The organism is [Clostridium] symbiosum (assembly GCA_036419695.1).
GTDB classification, from domain to species: Bacteria; Bacillota; Clostridia; order Lachnospirales; family Lachnospiraceae; genus Otoolea; species Otoolea symbiosa_A.
This window is the reverse complement of sequence record CP143946.1, coordinates 3,310,356-3,331,292: the sequence shown is the minus strand read 5'-3', so window position 1 is coordinate 3,331,292 and position 20,937 is coordinate 3,310,356. Positions and strand designations below refer to the sequence as shown.

The 20,937-nt window shown below is 49.8% G+C and carries 18 protein-coding genes, 1 riboswitch and 1 other annotated feature; of the genes, 11 read left to right on the top strand and 7 right to left on the bottom strand.

Features of this window, described 5'->3' with window-relative positions; translation table 11 throughout:
• The first annotated feature begins 10 nt into the window (after nt 1-10).
• From V3C10_15200 to V3C10_15165, 8 genes are all read left to right on the top strand, one after another.
• Nucleotides 11-955 carry an ABC transporter permease gene (locus V3C10_15200; protein ID WVP60651.1) on the top strand — a complete coding sequence of 315 codons (945 nt, stop codon included), beginning with the start codon at nt 11-13 and terminating at the stop codon, nt 953-955.
• A 21-nt stretch (nt 956-976) separates the two neighbouring features.
• Complete coding sequence (locus tag V3C10_15195) at nt 977-1,774, top strand: ABC transporter permease (protein WVP60650.1); 798 nt, start codon at nt 977-979, stop codon at nt 1,772-1,774.
• A 10-nt stretch (nt 1,775-1,784) separates the two neighbouring features.
• Complete coding sequence (locus V3C10_15190) at nt 1,785-3,509, top strand: ABC transporter ATP-binding protein (protein WVP60649.1); 1,725 nt, start codon at nt 1,785-1,787, stop codon at nt 3,507-3,509.
• A gap of 55 nt (nt 3,510-3,564) precedes the next feature.
• Entirely contained in the window at nt 3,565-3,690 is a 126-nt protein-coding gene (locus V3C10_15185) for a hypothetical protein (protein WVP60648.1), read from the top strand.
• 853 nt (nt 3,691-4,543) lie between these two features.
• Nucleotides 4,544-5,275 carry a Sir2 family NAD-dependent protein deacetylase gene (locus V3C10_15180; GenBank protein WVP60647.1) on the top strand — a complete coding sequence of 244 codons (732 nt, stop codon included), beginning with the start codon at nt 4,544-4,546 and terminating at the stop codon, nt 5,273-5,275.
• Between the two features lie 229 nt (nt 5,276-5,504).
• A complete protein-coding gene (locus V3C10_15175; GenBank protein WVP60646.1) occupies nt 5,505-5,627 on the top strand; it encodes a hypothetical protein in 123 nt (40 codons plus the stop codon).
• 26 nt (nt 5,628-5,653) lie between these two features.
• On the top strand, nt 5,654-6,262 hold the full coding sequence (locus V3C10_15170) for a TetR/AcrR family transcriptional regulator (GenBank protein ID WVP60645.1): 609 nt from the start codon (nt 5,654-5,656) through the stop codon (nt 6,260-6,262).
• Nucleotides 6,263-6,304: 42 nt separating this feature from the next.
• A complete protein-coding gene (locus V3C10_15165) occupies nt 6,305-6,787 on the top strand; it encodes a flavodoxin domain-containing protein (protein WVP60644.1) in 483 nt (160 codons plus the stop codon).
• A 236-nt stretch (nt 6,788-7,023) separates the two neighbouring features.
• On the opposite strand, the gene V3C10_15160 is transcribed toward V3C10_15165, so the two are convergent.
• The 3 genes from V3C10_15160 to V3C10_15150 are packed head-to-tail and all read right to left on the bottom strand — an operon-like array spanning nt 7,024 to nt 9,811.
• Nucleotides 7,024-7,797, bottom strand: coding sequence for an ATP-binding cassette domain-containing protein (locus V3C10_15160; GenBank protein WVP60643.1), 774 nt, complete (start codon nt 7,795-7,797; stop codon nt 7,024-7,026).
• The gene (locus V3C10_15155) at nt 7,798-8,673 is read right to left on the bottom strand and encodes an ABC transporter permease (protein WVP60642.1); all 876 of its coding nucleotides are present in this window, start codon (nt 8,671-8,673) and stop codon (nt 7,798-7,800) included.
• Between the two features lie 28 nt (nt 8,674-8,701).
• On the bottom strand, nt 8,702-9,811 hold the full coding sequence (locus V3C10_15150; protein WVP60641.1) for an ABC transporter substrate-binding protein: 1,110 nt from the start codon (nt 9,809-9,811) through the stop codon (nt 8,702-8,704).
• A gap of 146 nt (nt 9,812-9,957) precedes the next feature.
• Nucleotides 9,958-10,197 (bottom strand) — a binding site (T-box leader).
• A gap of 117 nt (nt 10,198-10,314) precedes the next feature.
• On the opposite strand from V3C10_15150, the gene V3C10_15145 reads away from it, so the two are divergent.
• The gene (locus tag V3C10_15145; GenBank protein ID WVP60640.1) at nt 10,315-10,827 is read left to right on the top strand and encodes an isochorismatase family cysteine hydrolase; all 513 of its coding nucleotides are present in this window, start codon (nt 10,315-10,317) and stop codon (nt 10,825-10,827) included.
• Between the two features lie 830 nt (nt 10,828-11,657).
• A riboswitch (cyclic di-GMP riboswitch) is annotated at nt 11,658-11,732 on the top strand.
• A gap of 166 nt (nt 11,733-11,898) precedes the next feature.
• The gene (locus V3C10_15140) at nt 11,899-14,376 is read left to right on the top strand and encodes a GGDEF domain-containing protein (protein ID WVP60639.1); all 2,478 of its coding nucleotides are present in this window, start codon (nt 11,899-11,901) and stop codon (nt 14,374-14,376) included.
• A 60-nt stretch (nt 14,377-14,436) separates the two neighbouring features.
• Here the strand turns inward: V3C10_15140 and V3C10_15135 are convergent, their stop codons facing one another.
• From V3C10_15135 to aroF, 4 genes are read right to left on the bottom strand one after another with little or no spacing between them, the layout of a single operon-like run.
• The gene (locus tag V3C10_15135; protein ID WVP60638.1) at nt 14,437-14,850 is read right to left on the bottom strand and encodes an EamA family transporter; all 414 of its coding nucleotides are present in this window, start codon (nt 14,848-14,850) and stop codon (nt 14,437-14,439) included.
• A gap of 51 nt (nt 14,851-14,901) precedes the next feature.
• A complete protein-coding gene (aroA, locus tag V3C10_15130) occupies nt 14,902-16,182 on the bottom strand; it encodes a 3-phosphoshikimate 1-carboxyvinyltransferase (GenBank protein ID WVP60637.1) in 1,281 nt (426 codons plus the stop codon).
• Nucleotides 16,183-16,204: 22 nt separating this feature from the next.
• Entirely contained in the window at nt 16,205-17,299 is a 1,095-nt protein-coding gene (locus V3C10_15125; protein ID WVP60636.1) for a prephenate dehydrogenase, read from the bottom strand.
• Nucleotides 17,300-17,328: 29 nt separating this feature from the next.
• Complete coding sequence (gene aroF / locus V3C10_15120; protein WVP60635.1) at nt 17,329-18,342, bottom strand: 3-deoxy-7-phosphoheptulonate synthase; 1,014 nt, start codon at nt 18,340-18,342, stop codon at nt 17,329-17,331.
• 472 nt (nt 18,343-18,814) lie between these two features.
• On the opposite strand from aroF, the gene V3C10_15115 reads away from it, so the two are divergent.
• Nucleotides 18,815-20,914 carry an elongation factor G gene (locus V3C10_15115; GenBank protein ID WVP60634.1) on the top strand — a complete coding sequence of 700 codons (2,100 nt, stop codon included), beginning with the start codon at nt 18,815-18,817 and terminating at the stop codon, nt 20,912-20,914.
• The last annotated feature ends 23 nt before the right edge of the window (nt 20,915-20,937 follow it).

Below are 20,937 nucleotides of genomic sequence, written 5' to 3'. Positions count from 1 at the left end.
GGAGGGAATTATGAAATTCTTTATTAAAAAACTGATAACTCTCATTATCACATTGTTGTTAATCTCCTTTCTGACGTTTGCTGCTTTTTCGATCATTCCGGGAGACGCCGCGCTGTCGAGGCTGGGAAAAGACGCGTCCCCGGCCCAGGTGGAGGCGCTGCGGGAGGAGATGGGGTTAAACGATCCTCTGCCCGGGCGCTATATCAGATGGATTGGCGGCATTGCCACGGGTGATTTCGGTGATTCCTACCGCTACGAAGGAACCAGCGTCAGTTCCCTGTTAAAGGACCGATTGCCGGTGACCGTTCTTCTGTCGGTCATTTCGCTCATCATCATCCTCGTATTTTCCGTGCCGCTTGGGATTGCGGGCGCGCGCCATGCGGGAGAGTGGAGCGACGTCCTGACCAACCAGCTGACCCAGATTATGATGGCGGTTCCGCCGTTTTTTCTGGGAATGATACTCACCTACGTATTCGGACTGGTTCTCCATTTCTTCCAGCCGGGTAAATTTACGCTGCCGTCGGAAGATTTTATGGGGTCGGTCAAATATCTGTTTTTCCCGGCTCTGGCCATTGCGCTCCCCAAAATCGCCATGGTGGTCAAATTCCTCCGGGGTTCCGTGCTCTCGGAGATGAATAAGGACTACGTCAGGACCGCGTTCAGCAAGGGAAATACAAAAACAGGGGTTCTCTACGGCCATATCCTGAAAAATGCCCTGATTCCGGTCATCACATTTCTTGCAATGGTGATTGCGGAAATTCTGGCGGGCAGTATTATCGTGGAGCAGGTATTCAGCGTACCTGGAATCGGAAGGCTGCTTATCACCTCCATATCAAACAGGGATTATCCGGTTGTGCAGGCCATTGTGCTTTACATAACGGCTGTCGTTGTCATCATTAACTTTATCGTGGACACGTTATACCAGTTCTTAGATCCGCGCGTTAAAACGTCGTAGAAGAAGGCGGAAGGTACGATTATGAAGAAAAGAAATTACAATCTGATTATAGGGACTGCCATTACCTTATTCTTTCTGGTACTGGCCGTGATGGGCCAGTTCTGGACGCCCTACGGTACGACGGCCATGGATTCCCTTTCTGTGAACCTGGCTCCCTCATTTTCACATCCGATGGGAACCGACAATTTTGGAAGGGACATTTTAAGCCGCGTCATGAACGGAAGCGGCAGCACCTTTTTTGTAGCGGTCTGCACCGTGCTGATCGGAGGCGTTTTCGGCACGCTGGTAGGAGCCGTAACAGGCTATTTCGGGGGTTGGATTGACGATGCCGTCATGCGTGTCAACGACATGCTCCTCTCATTTCCCAGTATCCTGCTGGCCCTGATCGTCATCAGCCTTATGGGACCCGGGAGATATAACATCATCCTGGCCCTCGGCATTCTATTCATTCCCAGCTTTGCCCGCATCGTGCGGAGCGAGGTGATACGCTGCCGTGAACTGGACTTTGTCAAAAGCGCGCGTATTATGGGTGCGGGAAATTTCCGCATTATTTTCCTGCATATCCTTCCCAATGCCGGCGTCAGCATCCTGACCGCGGCCGCCATTGGCTTCAACAATGCGGTGCTGGCGGAGGCCAGCATGAGTTATCTCGGCCTTGGCATTCAGCCTCCGGAACCAAGCCTCGGGCGCATGCTTTCGGAGGCGCAGTCCTATATCTTTAACGCACCCTGGTACGCGATATTTCCGGGCATCACTATCATTTTGATTATTTTGGGTTTCAGCATGGTCAGTGAAGGCCTGAGAACCCTTCAGGAATAGGAGGACAGCCATGAAACCAATCGTGGAAATAAAAGACCTGGCCATCGGCTTTCCGGAGGGCAGAATCACCTCACCGGCAGTAAAAGGCATCAGCTTTGAAATCCGGGAAGGGGAAATCCTGGGAGTGGTGGGAGAGTCAGGCTCCGGCAAATCCATGAGCGCCCTGGCTCTGATGGGACTTCTGCCAAAAGACGCCGTAGTGACGGGAGGGCAGATCCTTTTTAAAGGCACGGATCTGCTTACCATGAAAGACGAAGAAAAGAGAAAACTTCAGGGCAGCAGGATGGCCATGGTGTTTCAGGAACCGATGACCTCCTTAAACCCTGTTATGAAGATAGAAAAGCAGGTGGGGGAGAGCCTGCGTCTGCACACCTCCCTTTCGGATAAAGAGATACACCGGAAGGTGGTGGAAGCGCTTATTGAGGTGGGGCTCACCGACGCCGAAAATCTCTGCGGCAAATATCCCCATGAACTCTCAGGCGGAATGCGCCAGAGGGTCATGCTGGCACAGGCCACGGTCTGTTCTCCGGATCTCATTATCGCCGACGAACCGACGACCGCCCTGGATGTCATTGTCCAGGCCCAGATTCTCAGGCTGTTAAAGAAGATACACAATGAGAACCATACCTCCATTCTCTTTATCTCACACGACTTAAACGTGGTAAAAGAAATCTGCGACCGCGTCGTAGTCGTCTATCAGGGGAAGGTAGTGGAGGAAGGAATGACGAGAGAAGTCCTTCAAAATCCTAAACATGAGTATACAAAACATCTGGTATCATCGATACCGGAAGGACATTTATGGGAGGAGGATGAGAGGGAAATTCTCCGTCTTGAGAATCTGAACGTATACTACGACACAAGGGGAGAAGGTTTTTTACGGAAAAAAGGAAAGAAACATGTGATCCACAACGTGAATATGACGGCATATGACGGCGAGATACTCGGCATCGTGGGAGAGAGCGGCTGCGGTAAGTCCACACTGTGCAAGACGATACTCGGCCTCCATGATAATTATACGGGAACCGTTCAAATGGAAGATAATCTAAGGCCGCAGATGGTATTTCAGGATCCCTTCAGTTCCCTGAACCCGGCCAGGAAAATCGGCTGGATCCTGGAGGAACCGTTGAAGCTGCGTGGAATTACGGAACGGGATAAACGCAGGCAGATGGTGGCCAAAATGCTGGTAGACGTGGGCCTTGATCCTTCCTTTGCCGACAGGAGACCCAGAGAGCTGTCAGGAGGCCAGAGACAGCGAATCAGCATCGGAACGGCGCTTATGATGGATTCCAGACTGATCATTGCGGACGAACCGGTATCAGCCCTGGATGTGACGGTCCAGTCCCAGATTTTGAAGCTGATTTTAAGGCTCCACGAAGAAAAAAAGATGACGATTCTGTTTATCACCCACGACCTCAATATTGTACGCAGGATCTGCCGCCGCGTGGTGGTATTGTACAGGGGAGAGATAGTCGAATCCGGCCTGGCCGGTGAGGTTTACCGCACTCCGGCCCACCCGTACACAGAACTGCTCCTGGCGTCCATAGTGGACGGCGACCCGGAAACACAGGAAAAGGCCGTAGCCGATATCGGGGAAGGCGTTCCCGCGGGATTTACGGGCTGTTCCTTCTATCCCAGATGTCCAAAGCGCAGTGAACGCTGCCGGACGGAAAAGCCCGGGGATACCCGGATAGGGGAAACGCATGCGGCCAGATGTTTTCAACTGCAGGGGGATTAGTTGAGATGCGGGGGCGCCTCTGTAAGATGGCGGACGGGGGAGTGGGAGGGTGGATATGAGTCTTCAGTCCCGGTTTATAGGGTGTGGTGAGGGGGAATCCAGGAGAAAAGATTCCTACGGGGACCCGCTCCCGCTTGTGGAGCGCACAGCGGATGCTAAGACGTCAAAGAACGCCGTCTAAGCACCGGCGGGCTCCAATGTCCCCTTCGGAATCTTTTCTCCTTCCTTCCCCCGGGCAGGTTGTCGATGGGACTGAAGACTCAGCGAAGGTGACTGCCCCGTCCGCCGGCTTCAGGGGCTGATTGTCTCTTTCGTCAAGTGAGGGGAAGGTATTGTCGCGGCCACTATGTAGTCGTGAACCTTTTACCTTAAGAAGGTATTTCGGCTGGATTCAGAGAAAAATCCAAAGCTAATTTTAATGATGAATCAAAAAATTCAATGAATATGCAAAGATAGGTCAAGAGCTAAAGCTCAGACTCATCAATTGAATCCCATACAGGATGCATTCTCCTGTAATCCGGGGAAACGTAGTGGCAGCGACAGTACCTCCCCCCTTTGAAGGAATAAGAACAATTCAGCGGCCGCAGGCCGGGGATTGGGATGGCGACAACCTTCGCGTCTTCAGTCTCGGGCCATAACCTTCCCGTGGGGAATCCGGGAGAAAAAGATTCCGCAGGGAACCTGGGAGTTCATCGGCACTTACCGAGGTATTTCACGAGGTTAGTGTCCGTTATGAACTCCAAAGAGCGCAAGCGTTTCCCGAAGGAACTTTTTCTGCCCGGATTTCCCACCCGCGACAACCGACCTCCCGGGACTGAAGACTCATACCCCTTTCTCACCATCCCGCCCCCGGCCGTCCCGGCGGCGTTCTCATTTCTCAACTCTCATTTCTCAACTCCCCGCACTTTTGCTTGTAACCTTTTTCTGTTTTTAGTATAATAGAAATAACTGAATCGGATGGTAATTTTTATAAAGATTCTGAATCATTAGACTAGAATAATATTACGGGGGCAATAAAACAGGGAGGGAAGCATATGGACAGTCAAATCGTGTATTTACAGGAGATTTTGGGGAAAAGCAATTATACGGTGGCGCTCTGCGGTTCCGGTATGATGGAGGAGAGCGGATTTATCGGTATCAAGAAACCGGAGCGGGCTTATGAGATTGAGTGTATTTACGGAGCCTCACCGGAGGAGATCTTTACAAGCGCCTATTACAACACACGCCCGTCTAAGTTTTTCGATTTCTACAAAAAAGAAATTCTGGAGAAGATACCTGAGCCCAGCCCGTCCAGCCATATTATGGCGGCCATGGAGAGAGCGGGACACCTGCAGTGCATCATCACATCCAATATCTTTGAACAGGAGAAGAGGGGTGGCTGTGAGAACGTCATCGACCTGCACGGCACGATTTATAGGAACCGCTGTCCCCACTGCGGGGAATATTACTCAGTGGAGGATATTATGGGCGAGAAGGGCGTGCCCCATTGCAGAATATGTAACTCCGTGATTCGTCCCCTTGTTTCACTGTTCGGTGAGATGGTGGACAGCCGCATCATGACGAGAACGACGGAGGAGATCGGAAAGGCAGAGGTACTGCTCCTCCTGGGAACGACTTTGAATTCAGATGTATTTTCCCATTATATCCGGTATTTCAGCGGGAAGCACCTCATCCTGATCCATAAGGCGGAGCATTATATGGATAATAAAGCGGATCTGGTGATTATTGATGAGCCGGGCAATGTCCTTTGCCAGCTTGGATATTGACGGAAATACCTGTATTTCTCCATAAAGTAAATTGAAGTATGCAGACAATTGAAGCATACAGAAAATTCAAACTATGCAGAAAACTGAAACTACATTAAAAAATAAACGCATGTAAAAAGAGAGGAAAAGGCCGTAACCCTTTTCCTCTCTTAATTTATCTATCTTTACCAAACGGTAAGCACTTTATTTTGCCGGATAGAATCCGATTGGAGCTTCGTACAGGTTGATCATGATAGAGGAATGTGGGGCAGAGCCTGGGGTTCTGCTGTTGATCGAGGAAGAGGGGAATAAGATAAATGATATCACGATTGACAAATTCACAAAATATGGTTATGATTACATTGTAAATTAAATTAACACTGTTAAGCGAGGCGGATTATGGGAATCAGAGAACGGCGTGACGGAGAGAAGGCGGAGATGAGAAAGAAGATCATGGACGCCGCCGTTGAAATTATTAACCAGGACGGGTACGAGAACTTATCAATCAGGAAGATAGCGGCAAAAATCGAATATTCCCCAACGGCGATTTATCTTTATTACAGGGATAAAGGACAGATTATTTCCGATATGGCCGACGGTCTCTGCCGTGAGACGCAGAGCAGCGCGGCCGCCTGTCTGGAGGCGGACAAAAGTGCTCCCGTGACGCAGCAGCTCCGGGCGGTTCTGGCGGATTTTATAAGATGTCTCACCGGGAAACCGGAGATGGCGAAAGCGGTTATCTACAGCGGAATGAACGTAATTTTTGCAAATGATAATAAAGATTCTACTCCGGCCAACGAGGGAATCAATATGCTGGACCAGCTCCTTTTAAAGGGAATTGAAGAAGAAAGATTCAGGCCCGGTATCCGCGGCACAGGATGGATGATTGTAAGCGCACTTCTGGGATTTGTCATAAGCGCCATTGAAAACCAGCTCTATCTCCTCGAAGATTTTAACCGGCTTGCAGACGATTTTGTGGAACTGTTGACAGAAGGGATCAGCCGCTGAAGATTGCGGTTTTATTCGGCCGCATCAGGCAAGGGAGACATTATGAAAACACTGATATTATTTGCGGGCAGATACGGCTGTACGCGGGACTGTGCAGATTATCTGAAGGGCAGACTCGGCCCGGGCACGGATGTGATAGATTTAAAAAACAGGGGAGAGGCAGATTTGCAGCAGTATGACTGGATTGTCATAGGCGGTTCCATCTACATGGGAAAAATACAAAAAGAGGTAAAATCCTTTTGCACCCGGAATCTTAAAACACTGCTTACAAAAAAGACGGCACTTTTCATCTGCTGTACAACACCCAGGGAGGCGGACCACTTTTTCAAGCATAATTTCCCATCCCCGCTGCTGGAACATGCAGAGGAAACGGTAAATTTCGGCGGAGATTTGAGGCCGGAGAAAATGAGTTTTCTGGACCGGAAACTTGCGGCGGCCGTATCCAGACTGGAACCGAAGAAGCTCGGAATACTGTATGAAAATATAGACGGGCTGGCGGCCGTGATTGCGGAAAATGGAGCTTAAGACAGAGTCCGTTGAGCCGGATTCCCGCGCCGGGCGCTGCCGCATAACGGTAAATGATATCTTCGGGCGAGTGCGTATCCTGCCCGGAGAACTTGTTACATTACAGGAGGATTTTACTGTGATATAAAAATAAGGCAGGGCAGACATTGAATTGTGTCTGTCCTGCCTTATTAAACTGTTTAAAGAAGATATCCGGCTCGATCAGGTTCACCGGTTCTGCCGTGTGTATTAACAATTTAGTTGCCGCACTCAATACTGATCTCGTTGAATCGGTCGAGCAGATCCTCTACCCTTGTTGCCTTTTTATCCTCGCCTTTCTGATCGAGAATGGCATGGCCCTGATGCATCATCAGGAGGCGGTTGCCATATTCAACGGCATAGCGGAGATTGTGGGTAACCATGATGGTGGTCAGTTTCTTTTCACGCACAATCTTTCCGGTCAGTTCCATGATGATTTCGGCCGTTTTCGGATCCAGGGCAGCGGTGTGCTCATCCAGGATCAGGAATTCGATCGGTGTCATAGTGGACATCAGAAGCGCCATTGCCTGCCTCTGTCCGCCGGAGAGTACGCCGACCTTCACTTCCAGCTTATCTTCCAGGCCCAGGCCGAGGGTGCTCAGGTTTTCACGGTAATAATCAATCCTTTGCTTGTCGGTGCCGCGTTTCAAATTGAACGGTTTTCCCTTTGTGTCCGCTAGGGCCATATTTTCCAGGATGGTCATATTGGGGCAGGTCCCCATGGCCGGATTCTGGTAAACGCGGCCGATGGTGCGCTGGCGTTTGAATTCAGGCATGCGGCTGATATCCTTGCCGTTTATGATAATCCGTCCGCTGTCGACCGGAATGCTGCCGCAGATGATATTTAAAAGTGTCGTCTTGCCGGAACCGTTGCTCCCGACGACGGATACAAAGTCGTGTTCATCAATGGTCAGATTAAAATCCTCAAACAGGCACATCTCATTGACTGTCCCGTGGTTATAATACTTATCAATGTGTTTTAATTCCAGCATCTATTTCACCTTCTTCTTTCCATTCTCACTGACTACAAGGATCACAAGGAAGAATATGGATGTGATGAGCTTTAAGTACAGTGTTTTAAGTCCGAGGGCCATGGCCATGGAGACGCAGCCTTTATATACGATGGTTCCCAGGATAACGGCCGTCGTAGCTTTCAGTTTCCCGAATCTGGCAAATACCTTGGTTCCGATGATAACGCTTGCAAGGCCCATAACAATGGTACCGGTGCCGACGGAAATCTCAAAGAATCCCTTCTGCTGGCAGTACACTGCGCCCGAGAGGGCGGCCAGGCCGTTTGCCAGCGCCAGACCGATGATTTTGACGGAGCCCTTATCCTTGGCTAAGGAGGTGACCAGAGTTTCATTGTCGCCTACGGCACGCAGAAGATAGCCGGAGCGTGTTTTCATGTACATGTCGAGAAGTACCTTGACTACAACGACAATCAGAAGAAGGATGATTACGGTGCTGAATTCACCGAGTGGTGACGGGAGCCCGTAAACAAACTCATTGTCAAAAATCGTATCTTTACTGAAAATCGGCAGGTTTGCCTTGTCTCCTGTGATTCTTAAGTTCAGGGAATACAGCGCCGTCATGACGATAATTCCTGAAAGAAGGTCGCGCACCTTCAGTTTGACATGGATCAGTCCTGTAACCATTCCGGCCAGGGCGCCTGCCGCAAATGCGATAAAAAGAGTGAGAAACGGCGGCAGTCCGGCAAGTATCAGAGTGGCGGTGACAGCCGCTCCCATGGGGAATGTACTGTCTACCGAAAGATCCGGAAAGTCGAGGATGGTGTAGGTGATATAAACGCCCAAAGCCATCAGTGCATAGATTAAACCTTCATTCAAAACGCCAAGTAGGATAGACATGGCAAACCTCCAAATTTCTTTTTAATAGTTATTGTGTGATTTCGTCAAACATTTCCGCCGCATCTGCGGTCAGACTTTCCGGTAAAGTGATGCCCAGGTTTTCCGCAACCTTTGTGTTGCCGTAGAAAGAAGCGCCCTTGATGATTTCAAAATTCATTTCGCTGGCTTTTGCTTCACCCTTTAACACTTTGGCAGCCATCTGTCCTGTCTGTCTTCCGAGAGCAACATAGTCAAGTCCCTCGGATGCAAGGCAGCCTACCTTAACCTGTTCTACTTCACTTCCGAATACCGGGATACCTTTTTTGTTAGCCGCATCCAGGACAACCTGAAGAGCGCTTACTACCGTATTATCCGTCAGGTTGTTGATACAGTCAACCTTCTGAACCAGCTGGTCAACTGCCAGCGGAACGTCTGCCGTGGAGGAAACGCCGCTTTCAACTATTTCAAATCCGTATTCCGGAGCGGCCGCTTTATATTCTTCAATTGTGGAGAGGGAGTTAACCTCGCTTGTGCTGTACATGATACCAATCTTTTTTGCATCCGGGAGAATCTCACGGATCATCTGAAGCTGTTCCGTTACAGGAAGCTTGTCACTGGTTCCCGTCACTTCACCGACCGGTGTGCCGTCTGCATTGGCAAGCTCAGCCATAACCGGGTCGGTTACTGCCGTATAGATAACCGGGGTTCCCGTTTTTCTGGCTGCACTGTAGGCGCTCTGTGCGATTGGAGTTGCAATGCCGCAGATTAAATCAGCTTTTTTGGAAATAAAATTGGTGATAATCTGGCTGGATGTTCCACCGTCGGCATTGGCGTTCTCATAGAGGATGGTCAGGTTCTCACCCTCCACAAAACCTTCTTCCGCAAGTCCCTGGATGAAACCTTCGCGGCAGTTGTCGAGTGAACCGTGAACGGCAAACTGGCCGATACCGATTGTATATTTTCCTTCTGCAAGCTCTCCGGACTGCCCTGCCTCGGAAGCGGCTTCGGAAGTTTTGGCCTCCTCTGTGGATTCTGCTGCGGAGACGGCCTCTGTCTCTGGTGCTTTTGTCGTCTCTGCCGTATTTCCTGAAGAACAGCCGGATAACATGGATGCTGCCATAGCGCCGATTAATAATGATGCAAATACTTTCTTTTTCATAATTCTTTCCTCCATTTACTGTTTTTATGATTTTTGCAAATAAATTCCGTTTCTCTGAGGGGACGGTTCCTGGTTTTGTCCGATGCAGTACGGTTCTGCCCGGAATTTCTTTTTCAAAACAAAAAAACCCAGACGCAGAAAACTGCATCTGGGACGAATTGATAAATCCGCGGTACCACCCAAATTGACTTTGACTTCAAGTCCACTCAATCATATACAAACATATATGCCGCCAGATAACGGTTGCGGTTTCCGTCAGCCCATACTGTTGTTCAGGGCTGCCCTCAAAAGTCCATTCGGCTATCCACTTCATACCGTGCTTCCACCATGACACGGCTCTCTGTGATGTTGTAAGATAACTTACTCCTCTTTTTCAACGGTTTTTATTTTCATTCATCCTAATACTTTTCCGGGGATTTGTCAATAGCGTTTGCAGAAAAATTGTGATATAATTTTAAAAAATGTGAAAGCAGACAGAACGGACAAGGAAAGGGGCGGTAATAATGAAAAAATTGCTGGCGGTCATTGACATGCAGAATGATTTTGTAGATGGTTCCCTGGGGACGGAAGAGGCCCGGGCGATTGTACCGGGCGTCAAAGCCCTGATTGAGCAGTACCGCGATGAGGGCCAGGAGGTGGTCTTTACACTGGACACTCATGACAGCGGTTACCTGGATACACTGGAGGGCAAAAACCTGCCGGTTGCGCATTGCATCAAGGGTACAAAAGGTTGGGAACTATGCAGCCAGTTGAACGGTTATGAAGGAAAACGCTTTGAAAAGCCGACGTTCGGCTGCACCGGGCTGGCCGAATATGTGAAAGAGGGGGGCTATGAGTCGGTTGAACTGGCGGGCCTCTGTACGGATATCTGCGTTATTTCCAATGCGCTTCTCATCAAAGCGGCCGTTCCCAATACACCGGTGAGCGTCAGGGCCGGCTGCTGCGCGGGCGTGACGCCGGAGAGCCATGAAAACGCGCTGAAGGCCATGAGCATGTGCCAGGTGGAAATTAGTTGAGATGCGAGGACGCCGCTGTATGACGGCGGACGGGGGAGTGGGTTGGATGGATGAGTCTTCAGTCCCGGTTTATAGGTTGTGGTGAGGGGGAATCCAGGAGAAAAGATTCCTACGGGGACCCGCTCCCGCTTGTGGAATGCGCAGCGGATGCTAGATTCGAAAAAACCTCATCAAGCACCGGCGGATTCCAATGTCCCCTTCGGAATCTTTGCTCCTTCCTTCCCCGGGCAGGTTGTCGACGGGACTGAAGACTCAGCGAAGTGTGTTGCCCCGTCCGCCGGCTTCAGGGGCTGATTGTCTCTTTCGTCAAGTAAGGGGGAGGTATTGCCGCGGCCACTATGCAGTCGTGAATATTTTACCTTAAGAAGGTATTTCAGACTGGATTCAGAGAAAAATCCAAAGCTAATTTTAATGATTAATCAAAAAATTCAATGGTTATTCAAGGATAGATCAGGCGCTAAAGCTCAGACTCATCAATTGTATACCATATACAGGATGCATTCTCCCGGAATTCGAGGAAACGTAGTGGCAGCGACAGTACCTCCCCCTTTGAAGGAATAAGAACAATTCAGCGGCCGTAGGCCGGGGTACGGGATGGCGACAACCTTCGCGTCTTCAGTCCCGGTCGATGACCTTCCCGTGGGGAATCTTTTTCTGCCCGGATTTCCCACCCGCGACAAAACTAAAGCCCGGGACTGAAGACTCATAATCCCCCTCTCACCATCCCGCCCCCCGATCGTCCCGGCGGCGTTCTCATTCCTCAATTAAATCCCCGTTTTCCGACATAATTTCAATGGACTTTTTAAACATCCCATGATACAATCTATCTAATTGTATAAGGGCAAAACTGCTGCAAAGCAGTGACGCAAAACTACAGGGCCTTACGGAGGCAGCCAGTTGCAAGGAAAAGACTGTTTTCGGCCGGAAATTTGTGGCTGTATCCAGAGCTCTGCCTTATTGGCGGGGCTTTTTATTATGTATAAGTGTGCATGTGATATAAGTACAACCGGCTGGTACAGAGGCCATTGCTGTAATAAAGGAGCCTGTTATCATGGGCTGTGAGGGAGAATTATGAAAGTGGCTAAAGCGGGAAAAGGCTTTTTGATGGGGATTACCGTCATATGGATGCTTCTATGCATGACTATACCGGCCGAGGCAAAAGAGAGACGGGTTGTGCGGGTGGGATATCCGGAACAGTACGGATTTACAATGAAGGATGAAACGGGTCAATACTCGGGTTATACATATGATTATCTTCAGGAGCTGGCTCAGTATACCCAGTGGGAATATGAATTCGTGGAGATTGAAGGCTCTCTGAATGATTCACTTTCCGCCATGCTGGATATGCTCAAAGACGGAGAGATCGATCTGCTGGGAGGTATGAACTACAATGAAGCCCTTGAGGAAATATTCGACTATCCCGGAAGCGCATACGGAGAGACCGGGATTGCCCTTACGGTGCCGGACAGCAATTGGGATATGACTCCCGAAAGTTTTACGGACCGGGAAATCCTTAGAGTGGCGGTGGTGGGCAATGGTGGAAAGCAGCAGGATGCCATGGCTCGGTATCTGAATTCAATCGATCAGGATTATGAGATCATACGCTGCGATAACAGTGAGGAAGCCAGAAAGTCCGTGGAAGAAAAGAGGGCGGATGTCATATTGGAACCCGAGGTGGGGACGAAAAAAGGGTTTCGGGCCGTAGCGAGGTTTTCATCCACGCCTTTTTATATGGCGGTAACAAAGGGAAACACGGAACTTTTGAAAGAACTGAATGCCGGAATGCTGGAACTTGAAGAGACCGATCCGACCTTGATGCCCAGACTTCATCAGAAATATTTTAATGAAAAATCCGAATATCTGCTTTATGAAAGCAGGGAGAGGACTTATCTTGAGCAGGTAGGCACATTAAAGGTGGCTGTTCTGGACGGAAAGGTCCCAATACAGAGCATTAATCCGAAGACAGGAGAGGCACAGGGAATTGCGGTAGATTTCCTGAATTATATTTCAAAGGAGACAGGTCTGCGGTTTGAGTATATTGGTATAAAAGATGCGGATGAGTACTGCAGGCTGATCCTGGATAAAGATGTGGATTTAATTTTGGCCGTTCCCGGCAGTAATCTGGTTATGGAGGAGTTTGGAATTGTTCAAACCCTGCCGTACATGAACGTTTCACAGATACTGATTGTGCATAAGGGAGTAGATCCGGGAGAACTGAGGGGAAAGACGGCGGCGGTTTATGATGCATTTGGCTCTGTGGAACAGGAGGCGGGTGAAGTAAAGCTCTACTATTCTCCGGAGGAAGCGATGGAGGCCGTCAACAAGGGGGAAGCGGATTACTGTCATATTAATAATTATTCATTTCAATACTGTATAAACAAAAAAACGTATAAAAATATTACGGCAATTGTCATGACGGAAAGCGGCAGCCAGCCGCTCTGCCTCGGTGTCGCAAGGGACTCGGACCTGGTACTGCATAATATATTAAATAAGGTGATTGCCTATATGCCGGATTCCGAAAAAGAGAGGATATTTTATGAAAGTTCCATCAACAGGGAGAAACTCTCTTTTATGGATTATGCCAGAGAGAATCCCGGACCGTTTGCGGCAGCCGCATTGATACTCGTGGCGGCAATTGGTTTGGGGCTGCTGCGAAATATACGCAACAGGTATGAGATGGATCGGAAAATGGCTTTGGAATACAGGCGTTATAGACAGCTTTCGGAGGTAGTCGGGGAGAGTGTTTATGAGTATGATTACAGAGATGATGTTTTGAGATTTTCCGGTGACGGAGTTCGGAATCTGGGAGTTCTGGAGGTCATTAAGGACTTCAGTAAGTTTGGCGGGCATCTGCTTGAGGAACAGAGGATTTCCGGTGAAAATACGCTTTACCATTGGATTATGCAGGAAGAAGAGGGCACGAGGGATGTTCAGATTATATCTGCCAGGGAGCCGGAACGGTGGTATCGTGTTACTTCCAAGGTGGTAAAGGATGATTCGGGCCGGGCCGTGTATTCGATCGGCCGTGTCTGGGATATCCAGAAAGAAAAGATCGAAAAGGAACTTCTCCTGAGGAGAGCGCAGCATGACGGAATGACAGGAATCTACAATTCTTCCATGGTTCGTGAAGTGATTTCCAAACTGCTGCTCAGAGAGAAGAGCGGTGGAGCGCTGCTGATTATGGATATTGATCATTTTAAGGAGATTAATGATCATTTTGGCCATTCCGTGGGAGATGACGTGCTGACCCAGGTTGGCGCATGCATGAAGCTTATTTTTGCAGGAGACATCTACGGCCGTCTGGGCGGCGATGAATTTATCGCCTTCATACCAGGCGACAGAGCAGACAGGGAACTGCAGGAAAAAGTGGAAAAAATCAGGAACGAATTCAGGAAGATTAAAATCAGTCCCGAAATATCCGGAATTACGTGCAGCATTGGTGTGGCGGTAAGAAAGGACGAGGTTGATTTTGAGGTGCTGTACCAGAAAGCAGATGTTCTGCTGTATGAGGTGAAAAAAGAAGGCCGCGATGGCTACCGGATCGGATAAGGCGGTTCGGCAGAGCAAGAATCCCGCGAGCGGGATTCTTGCTTTAACAATAACTTTTAGTTAAAGAATCATTGTAAACGTCCCAGCTGTGATCAAAATCAGGCCGATCACGGTTTTTGCGGACATCTGCTCATGGAGAAAAAGAAAGGCGAGCAGGACCGTGATTACCGTGCTGAATTTATCAATCGGGACAACCTTCGAGGCCTCTCCAAGTTGAAGGGCTTTGTAATAACACATCCAGGAGGCGCCGGTAGCCAGGCCGGACAGAATCAGGAAAATCCAGCTCTTCCTGCTGATGGAGGCCATTCCACCCTGGGTATTGGTGATGAAAACCATGCCCCATGCCATGAAAACCACAACTACGGTGCGGATGGCGGTGGCCAGATTGGAGTTAATGCCTTCTATGCCGACCTTAGCCAATATGGAGGTCAGGGCGGCGAAGACGGAAGACAGAAGCGCAAAGATAAACCACATTCAAAAAACCTCCTTCAGGTGGCTGGATCGGTTAACCGGGAGCAGAAACTGTTATTTCCTGAACAGGCAGTGCAGGTCGGAGTAAAATCCCGGATAGGATATATTTACGCAGTCGGCGTCCAGAATCTCTGTTTCCCCTTCGGCAGCCAGCGCCGTTACGGCAAAGGTCATCGCGATGCGGTGATCTTTTTTACTGTCGATGACGGCCCCGTGGAGAGGACGGCCGCCGCGGATGATCATGCCGTCATCAGTTTCTTCCACATCAGCGCCCATGGCTTTCAGGTTCTCCGTCATGACGGCGATCCGGTTGGACTCTTTTACCTTCAACTCTGCGGCATCGCGGATCAGCGTCGTCCCATCTGCAAAACAGGCCATGGCGGCGATCATCGGCAGCTCATCAATCAGGGTTGGGATGATGCTCCCTTCAATGACGGTGCCCTTCAGTGCAGAGGACCGGATGAGCAGATCGGCGGTGGGTTCACCCGATTCGTTTGTTTCGTTCAGAAGCGTGACGTTTCCGTTCATCATCCTGCATACATGGAGCATGCCGTCACGGGTCGGGTTAACGCCGACATTGCGGATCAGAATCTCGGAGTCCGGGATAATCAGAGCGGCGGCAATAAAAAAGGCGGCCGATGAGATATCGCCTGGAACGGTAAGCTTTAGCCCTTTCAGGGGATTGCCGGGCCTCAATATGGCCGTTGTACCCTCCCTATGGACATCGGCCCCGTAAGCGGAGAGCAGAAGCTCCGTATGGTTCCTTGAGACATACGGCTCCGTGACGCGCGTCTCCCCGTCCGCATAAAGTCCGGCCAGCAGGACGGCTGATTTTACCTGGGCGGAGGCGACGGGAGATAAGTAGTGGATTCCGTGAAGCCGGCTCCCGGTAATTTCAAGAGGCGCACAGCCGTTATTATATTTGCTTTCAATATGGGCGCCCATCATGGAAAGCGGTTCCATAATGCGCTTCATGGGACGTTTGCAGATGGACTCGTCTCCGGTCAGCGTTACATTGAAATCCTGGGCGGCCAGAATTCCGGAGATCAGCCGGGTGGTGGTGCCGCTGTTCCCGCAGTCCAGAACCCCGGCCGGGGCGGAGAGGCCTTTCGGGCCTTTTCCATGTATCAGGACGGTATCGCCGTTGTTCTCAATGGTAATTCCCATTTTAGAAAAACACGATATTGTGGACAGGCAGTCCGCTCCCTGAAGAAAACCGCGGACTTCCGTCAGCCCGTCGGCAAGTGAGCCGAACATAATGCTTCTGTGGGAGATGGATTTGTCACCCGGTACGGTCAGTTCCCCCGCTAAGCGGCGGACTTTGGAGAATATCATAATATTAAACCTCGTTTCGTATTCATTTCTTAAGCGTATAATTATAACTTTTCAGCCGGTTCCATGCGGCGGTCATGGAGGCCTCTTCATAGAAGGAAATGCGCAGCGCGCCTTCTCCATGTTCCCGGTTATGGTTGATTCCGATATTCATAATGTTAATCCCCTGGCCTGCTAAAATGGCGGAGATGATGGAAATGGCGCCCGGCTCATCCACTACATCCACGGAGAAAGAATAGTCCGGCGTAATGGAGCCCTTTGAGTTATCGGCAAACGAGTTCCTGTAGTCTCTGGAGGACTCGAAAAGCTGATGAATGGCGCCCGATTTCTTGGATTCCACCTCACAAAGAATCTGATTGAGCGATTCGATATAGCGTCTCAGGATAACCGAGATATTGGTATTGTTGGTCATACAGATCTGCTCCCACATGACGGGGGAGGAGGAGGCGATACGCGTTATGTCCTTAAAACCGCCGGCGGCCAGAAGCTTCATCGTCTGGTTTTCGGTATCACAGTCATGAACCAGGTTGACAAGGCTGGAGGCGATCAGGTGGGGCAGGTGGCTGATGGCGGCCACAATAAAGTCGTGCTCCCTGTAATCCAGCACAAGGGGAATTGCTCCGATTGCTGCGGCAACCCCGGTCATTCGTTCCACAAAGGAAGGCGGAGTCTTTCCGGCCGGCGTGATAATATAGTAGGCATTTTCCAGCAGGTGATCGGTGGCGCTCTCATAACCGGTCTTTTCGGAACCGGCCATCGGGTGGCCGCCGACAAAACATTCCTCCATGCCGAGAGCGGAGACCGTCTCGTGGATATTTGTCTTGGTGCTTCCGACGTCAGTGACAATGGCTCCCTCTTTTATGAAGGGACGGATCCGGTTCAGGTAATCGGCATTATATTCAACAGGGGTGCATAGAAAAATGATATCGCATTCCATGAGGTGTTCATCCACACCGTCCAGAATCACGTCCACAATTCCATCCTGTTTCGCCTGCTCCAGTTTTTCCCTGGTGCGCATGTATGCCATAATCTTCGTATCTGGCGCTCCTCGCTTTAGCCCCTTGGCGATGGAACCGCCGATCAGGCCGAGTCCGATAAACGCAACTGTCAAATCTGTCATAGAATATCCTCCGCATATGTATTAATCGTTTAGAATGTCCTGTCTGAAAGCTCTGCGTACGGCCTGAGACGTTTCATCAGGTCGTCGAATTCTTCGAAGGTGAGAGACTGCGGGCCGTCGGAGAGCGCCTTTTCAGGGCAGGGATGGGCTTCAATCATCAGTCCGTCCGCTCCGGCGGCAATGGCTGCCTTGGACAGCGGTTCCACATAGGCTCTGACGCCCGTCGCATGGCTCGGGTCCACAATAATCGGAAGATGCGTCCTCTGCCTCAGAACCGGCACCGCGCTTAAGTCCAGCGTATTTCTCGTGGATGTCTCGTAGGTGCGGATTCCACGCTCGCAGAGAACCACATTTTCATTGCCTTCAGACATAATGTATTCGGCTGCATTCAGCCACTCATCTATTGTAGCAGATAAACCGCGTTTCAGTAAGATGGGAAGAGAAGTTTTTCCCGCTTCTTTGAGCAGTTCGAAATTCTGCATGTTCCTGGCTCCAATCTGGAGCATATCCACGTACTGCACGGCCGATTCAATCGCGTGGCTGCTGGTGACTTCGCAGATAACAGAAAGTCCGGTGGCCTCCCTGGCTTCCTTCATATATTTAAGGCCCTCCGTTTCAAGTCCCTGGAACGAGTAGGGGGAGGTCCTTGGTTTGTAGGCGCCTCCGCGGAGGAAGGTGGCGCCGGCCTTTTTCACGGCAAAGGCCGTTTCCATCAGCTGGCTGCTGCTCTCAATCGCACAGGGACCGGCCATGACGGTGAGCGTGTTCGGCCCAATCTCCGTATTCTGCACTTTTATGACGGTGGGATCCGGATGGAACTTCTTATTCGCCAGTTTGTAGGATTCGGTGACGTTCACCACCTTGTCTACGCCGTCCGAGATTTCAATGTTGGAGCCTGTGAGCCTCGTCTTATCGCCTACAACTCCGATGATGGTTACCTGATCACCCTTGGAAAGATGAGCCGTCAGTCCCTTTGACTCGATCATTCCGGTTACTTTTCTGACTGCTTCCTCCGAAGCGTGCGGCTTCATTATAATAATCATTTTTTTGTCTCACTTTCTAAATTTGGGTTGTGATGGATCCTTTTATTTATATGGGTTTTCTGCGTTATTGCCTATTGTATTGCATAAAAGGGCAGTTGTCAACGATTTATTGCGTTAAACTTCGACAGTTTAACGTGAATGGCAAGAAACAGACGCCAAAATAGGATAAAACCTGAAGATTTTCAATTCTCTTGTGTCAAATTGGTTATTGTTCACACCCCAGCTAAAAGCAGCTGTGCTGCGAACAATAACCCGCCTCGCGATGCACAGAAACGGAAAAACGCCGTTTCGCGCGACATAACTCGGGATTTTCACAAAAAAGCGTGAAAACATCTCGCGGAATACATCTGTGTGAACAGTAACTCAAATTGGCATCAAATTTGTATAAAATGTGAATTTTACTTGAAATTTTCTCTCTTTTCTTGTACAATATCAACATGGACTAAAATTTATCTACGGGAGGAATTTTTATATGAACGTGTATGGGACAAAACAAATCCGTAATGTTGTTTTATTAGGTCATGGCGGCGCCGGAAAGACAACAGTAGCAGAAGCCCTGGCTCTTGTTACAGGTGTTACAAAGAGAATGGGTAAGGTTCCGGAAGGCTCCACTATCAGTGATTATGATAAAGAAGAAATCAAAAGACAGTTCTCTATTTCCACAACCATGATTCCGTTAGAGTATGAAGGAGAAGACGGTCCGATTAAGATTAACCTCTTAGACACTCCCGGTTATTTTGATTTTGTTGGAGAGGTTGAGGAAGCAATCAGCGTTGCGGACGCGGCGATCATCGTTGTGAACTGCAAGGCGGGCATTGAAGTAGGAACGGAGAAGGCATGGGAGCTCTGCGAGGAGTACAATCTGCCGAGAATTATATTTGTAACGAACATGGACGATGATCAGGCCAGTTTCCGTGAACTGATCCTGAAACTTGAGAAGCGCTTCGGAAGAAAGATCGCCCCGTTCCAGGTGCCGATCCGTGAGAATGAGAAGTTCGTAGGTTTTGTCAATGTTGTAAAGATGAAGGGCAGAAGATTTACCAATTTAAGTGATTACGAAGAATGCGAGATTCCTGAGTATACGAAGAAGAACCTGGGAATTGTCAGAGACGCCCTGATCGAGGCCGTAGCCGAGACCAGCGAGGAGTACATGGAACGTTATTTCTCCGGCGAAGAATTTACCCAGGAAGAAATCTCTTCTGCGCTCAGAGAACATGTTATAGAAGGAAATATCGTACCGGTCCAGATGGGTTCCGGCATCAACGCCCAGGGATTCAGCCATCTGCTTCAGGCTATCGACAAGTATTTCCCGTCACCCGATAAATTTGAGTGCGTCGGCGTGGATGTATCCACCGGCGAGCGCTTTACAGCCAAATATAACGACGATGTTTCCCTGTCGGCCAGAGTATTTAAGACCATTGCCGATCCGTTTATCGGTAAATATTCACTGATGAAGATTTGCACCGGTTCCCTGAAGCCCGACAGCGTGATTTACAACGTGAACAAGGACGCGGAGGAGAAGGTTCAGAAGATTTATCTGTTAAGAGGCAAGGACGTCATCGAAGTGCCTGAGTTAAAGGCCGGAGATATCGGCGCTGTGGCGAAACTGAGCGTGACACAGACAGGCGATACGATTGCAGTCCGCACCGCACCGATCGTTTACCATAAGCCGAAGATTTCCACACCGTATACATATATGGCTTACTCAGCCAAGACGAAGGGTGACGAGGATAAGATTTCTTCAGCCCTCGCAAGACTGATGGAGGAAGATTTAACGCTGAAAGCAGTCAATGACGCCGAGAACCGCCAGAGCTTACTCTACGGTATCGGAGATCAGCAGCTGGAGATTGTTGTAAGCAAACTGCTTGCCAGATATAAAGTTGATATCGTCCTCACCAAACCGAGATTTGCATTCCGTGAGACACTCAGAAAGAAAGTGGAGGCTCAGGGCAAGTATAAGAAACAGTCCGGTGGACATGGCCAGTACGGCGACGTTAAGATGGAATTCGAACCGTCCGGCGATTTAGAGAAACCGTACGTATTTGAAGAGAAAGTATTCGGCGGCGCCGTTCCGAGAAACTATTTCCCGGCAGTAGAGAAGGGCATACAGGAATGCGTTGTCAAGGGACCGCTTGCCGGTTATCCGGTAGTAGGCCTTAAGGCTACCCTGACGGACGGTTCTTACCATCCGGTAGACTCTTCGGAGATGGCATTCAAGATGGCCGCCACACTGGCATTCAAGAAGGCATTTATGGAAGCCAACCCGGTTCTTCTCGAGCCAATCGCTTCCCTGAAGGTGATTGTGCCGGATAAATTCACCGGTGACGTTATGGGCGATTTAAACCGCAGAAGGGGACGCGTTCTTGGAATGAACTCCGATCACCACGGCAAACAGATTATCGAAGCAGATATCCCGATGTCTGAACTGTTCGGATATAATACGGATCTCCGTTCCATGACCGGCGGTATCGGCACCTATTCCTACGAGTTCAGCCGCTATGAGCAGGCTCCGGGCGACGTACAGAAGAAGGAAGTGGAAGCAAGAGCCGCAGAGGCTGCTGAGAAAGATTAAGCGCTGCGGGAAGGACTATCCGT

Coding starts and splice junctions, on each gene's coding strand:
- V3C10_15200 (WVP60651.1), top strand. CDS start 11: ATGAAATTCTTTATTAAAAAACTGATAACTCTCATTATCACATTGTTG.
- V3C10_15195 (WVP60650.1), top strand. CDS start 977: ATGAAGAAAAGAAATTACAATCTGATTATAGGGACTGCCATTACCTTA.
- V3C10_15190 (WVP60649.1), top strand. CDS start 1,785: ATGAAACCAATCGTGGAAATAAAAGACCTGGCCATCGGCTTTCCGGAG.
- V3C10_15185 (WVP60648.1), top strand. CDS start 3,565: ATGAGTCTTCAGTCCCGGTTTATAGGGTGTGGTGAGGGGGAATCCAGG.
- V3C10_15180 (WVP60647.1), top strand. CDS start 4,544: ATGGACAGTCAAATCGTGTATTTACAGGAGATTTTGGGGAAAAGCAAT.
- V3C10_15175 (WVP60646.1), top strand. CDS start 5,505: ATGATAGAGGAATGTGGGGCAGAGCCTGGGGTTCTGCTGTTGATCGAG.
- V3C10_15170 (WVP60645.1), top strand. CDS start 5,654: ATGGGAATCAGAGAACGGCGTGACGGAGAGAAGGCGGAGATGAGAAAG.
- V3C10_15165 (WVP60644.1), top strand. CDS start 6,305: ATGAAAACACTGATATTATTTGCGGGCAGATACGGCTGTACGCGGGAC.
- V3C10_15160 (WVP60643.1), bottom strand. CDS start 7,797: ATGCTGGAATTAAAACACATTGATAAGTATTATAACCACGGGACAGTC.
- V3C10_15155 (WVP60642.1), bottom strand. CDS start 8,673: ATGTCTATCCTACTTGGCGTTTTGAATGAAGGTTTAATCTATGCACTG.
- V3C10_15150 (WVP60641.1), bottom strand. CDS start 9,811: ATGAAAAAGAAAGTATTTGCATCATTATTAATCGGCGCTATGGCAGCA.
- V3C10_15145 (WVP60640.1), top strand. CDS start 10,315: ATGAAAAAATTGCTGGCGGTCATTGACATGCAGAATGATTTTGTAGAT.
- V3C10_15140 (WVP60639.1), top strand. CDS start 11,899: ATGAAAGTGGCTAAAGCGGGAAAAGGCTTTTTGATGGGGATTACCGTC.
- V3C10_15135 (WVP60638.1), bottom strand. CDS start 14,850: ATGTGGTTTATCTTTGCGCTTCTGTCTTCCGTCTTCGCCGCCCTGACC.
- aroA (WVP60637.1), bottom strand. CDS start 16,182: ATGATATTCTCCAAAGTCCGCCGCTTAGCGGGGGAACTGACCGTACCG.
- V3C10_15125 (WVP60636.1), bottom strand. CDS start 17,299: ATGACAGATTTGACAGTTGCGTTTATCGGACTCGGCCTGATCGGCGGT.
- aroF (WVP60635.1), bottom strand. CDS start 18,342: ATGATTATTATAATGAAGCCGCACGCTTCGGAGGAAGCAGTCAGAAAA.
- V3C10_15115 (WVP60634.1), top strand. CDS start 18,815: ATGAACGTGTATGGGACAAAACAAATCCGTAATGTTGTTTTATTAGGT.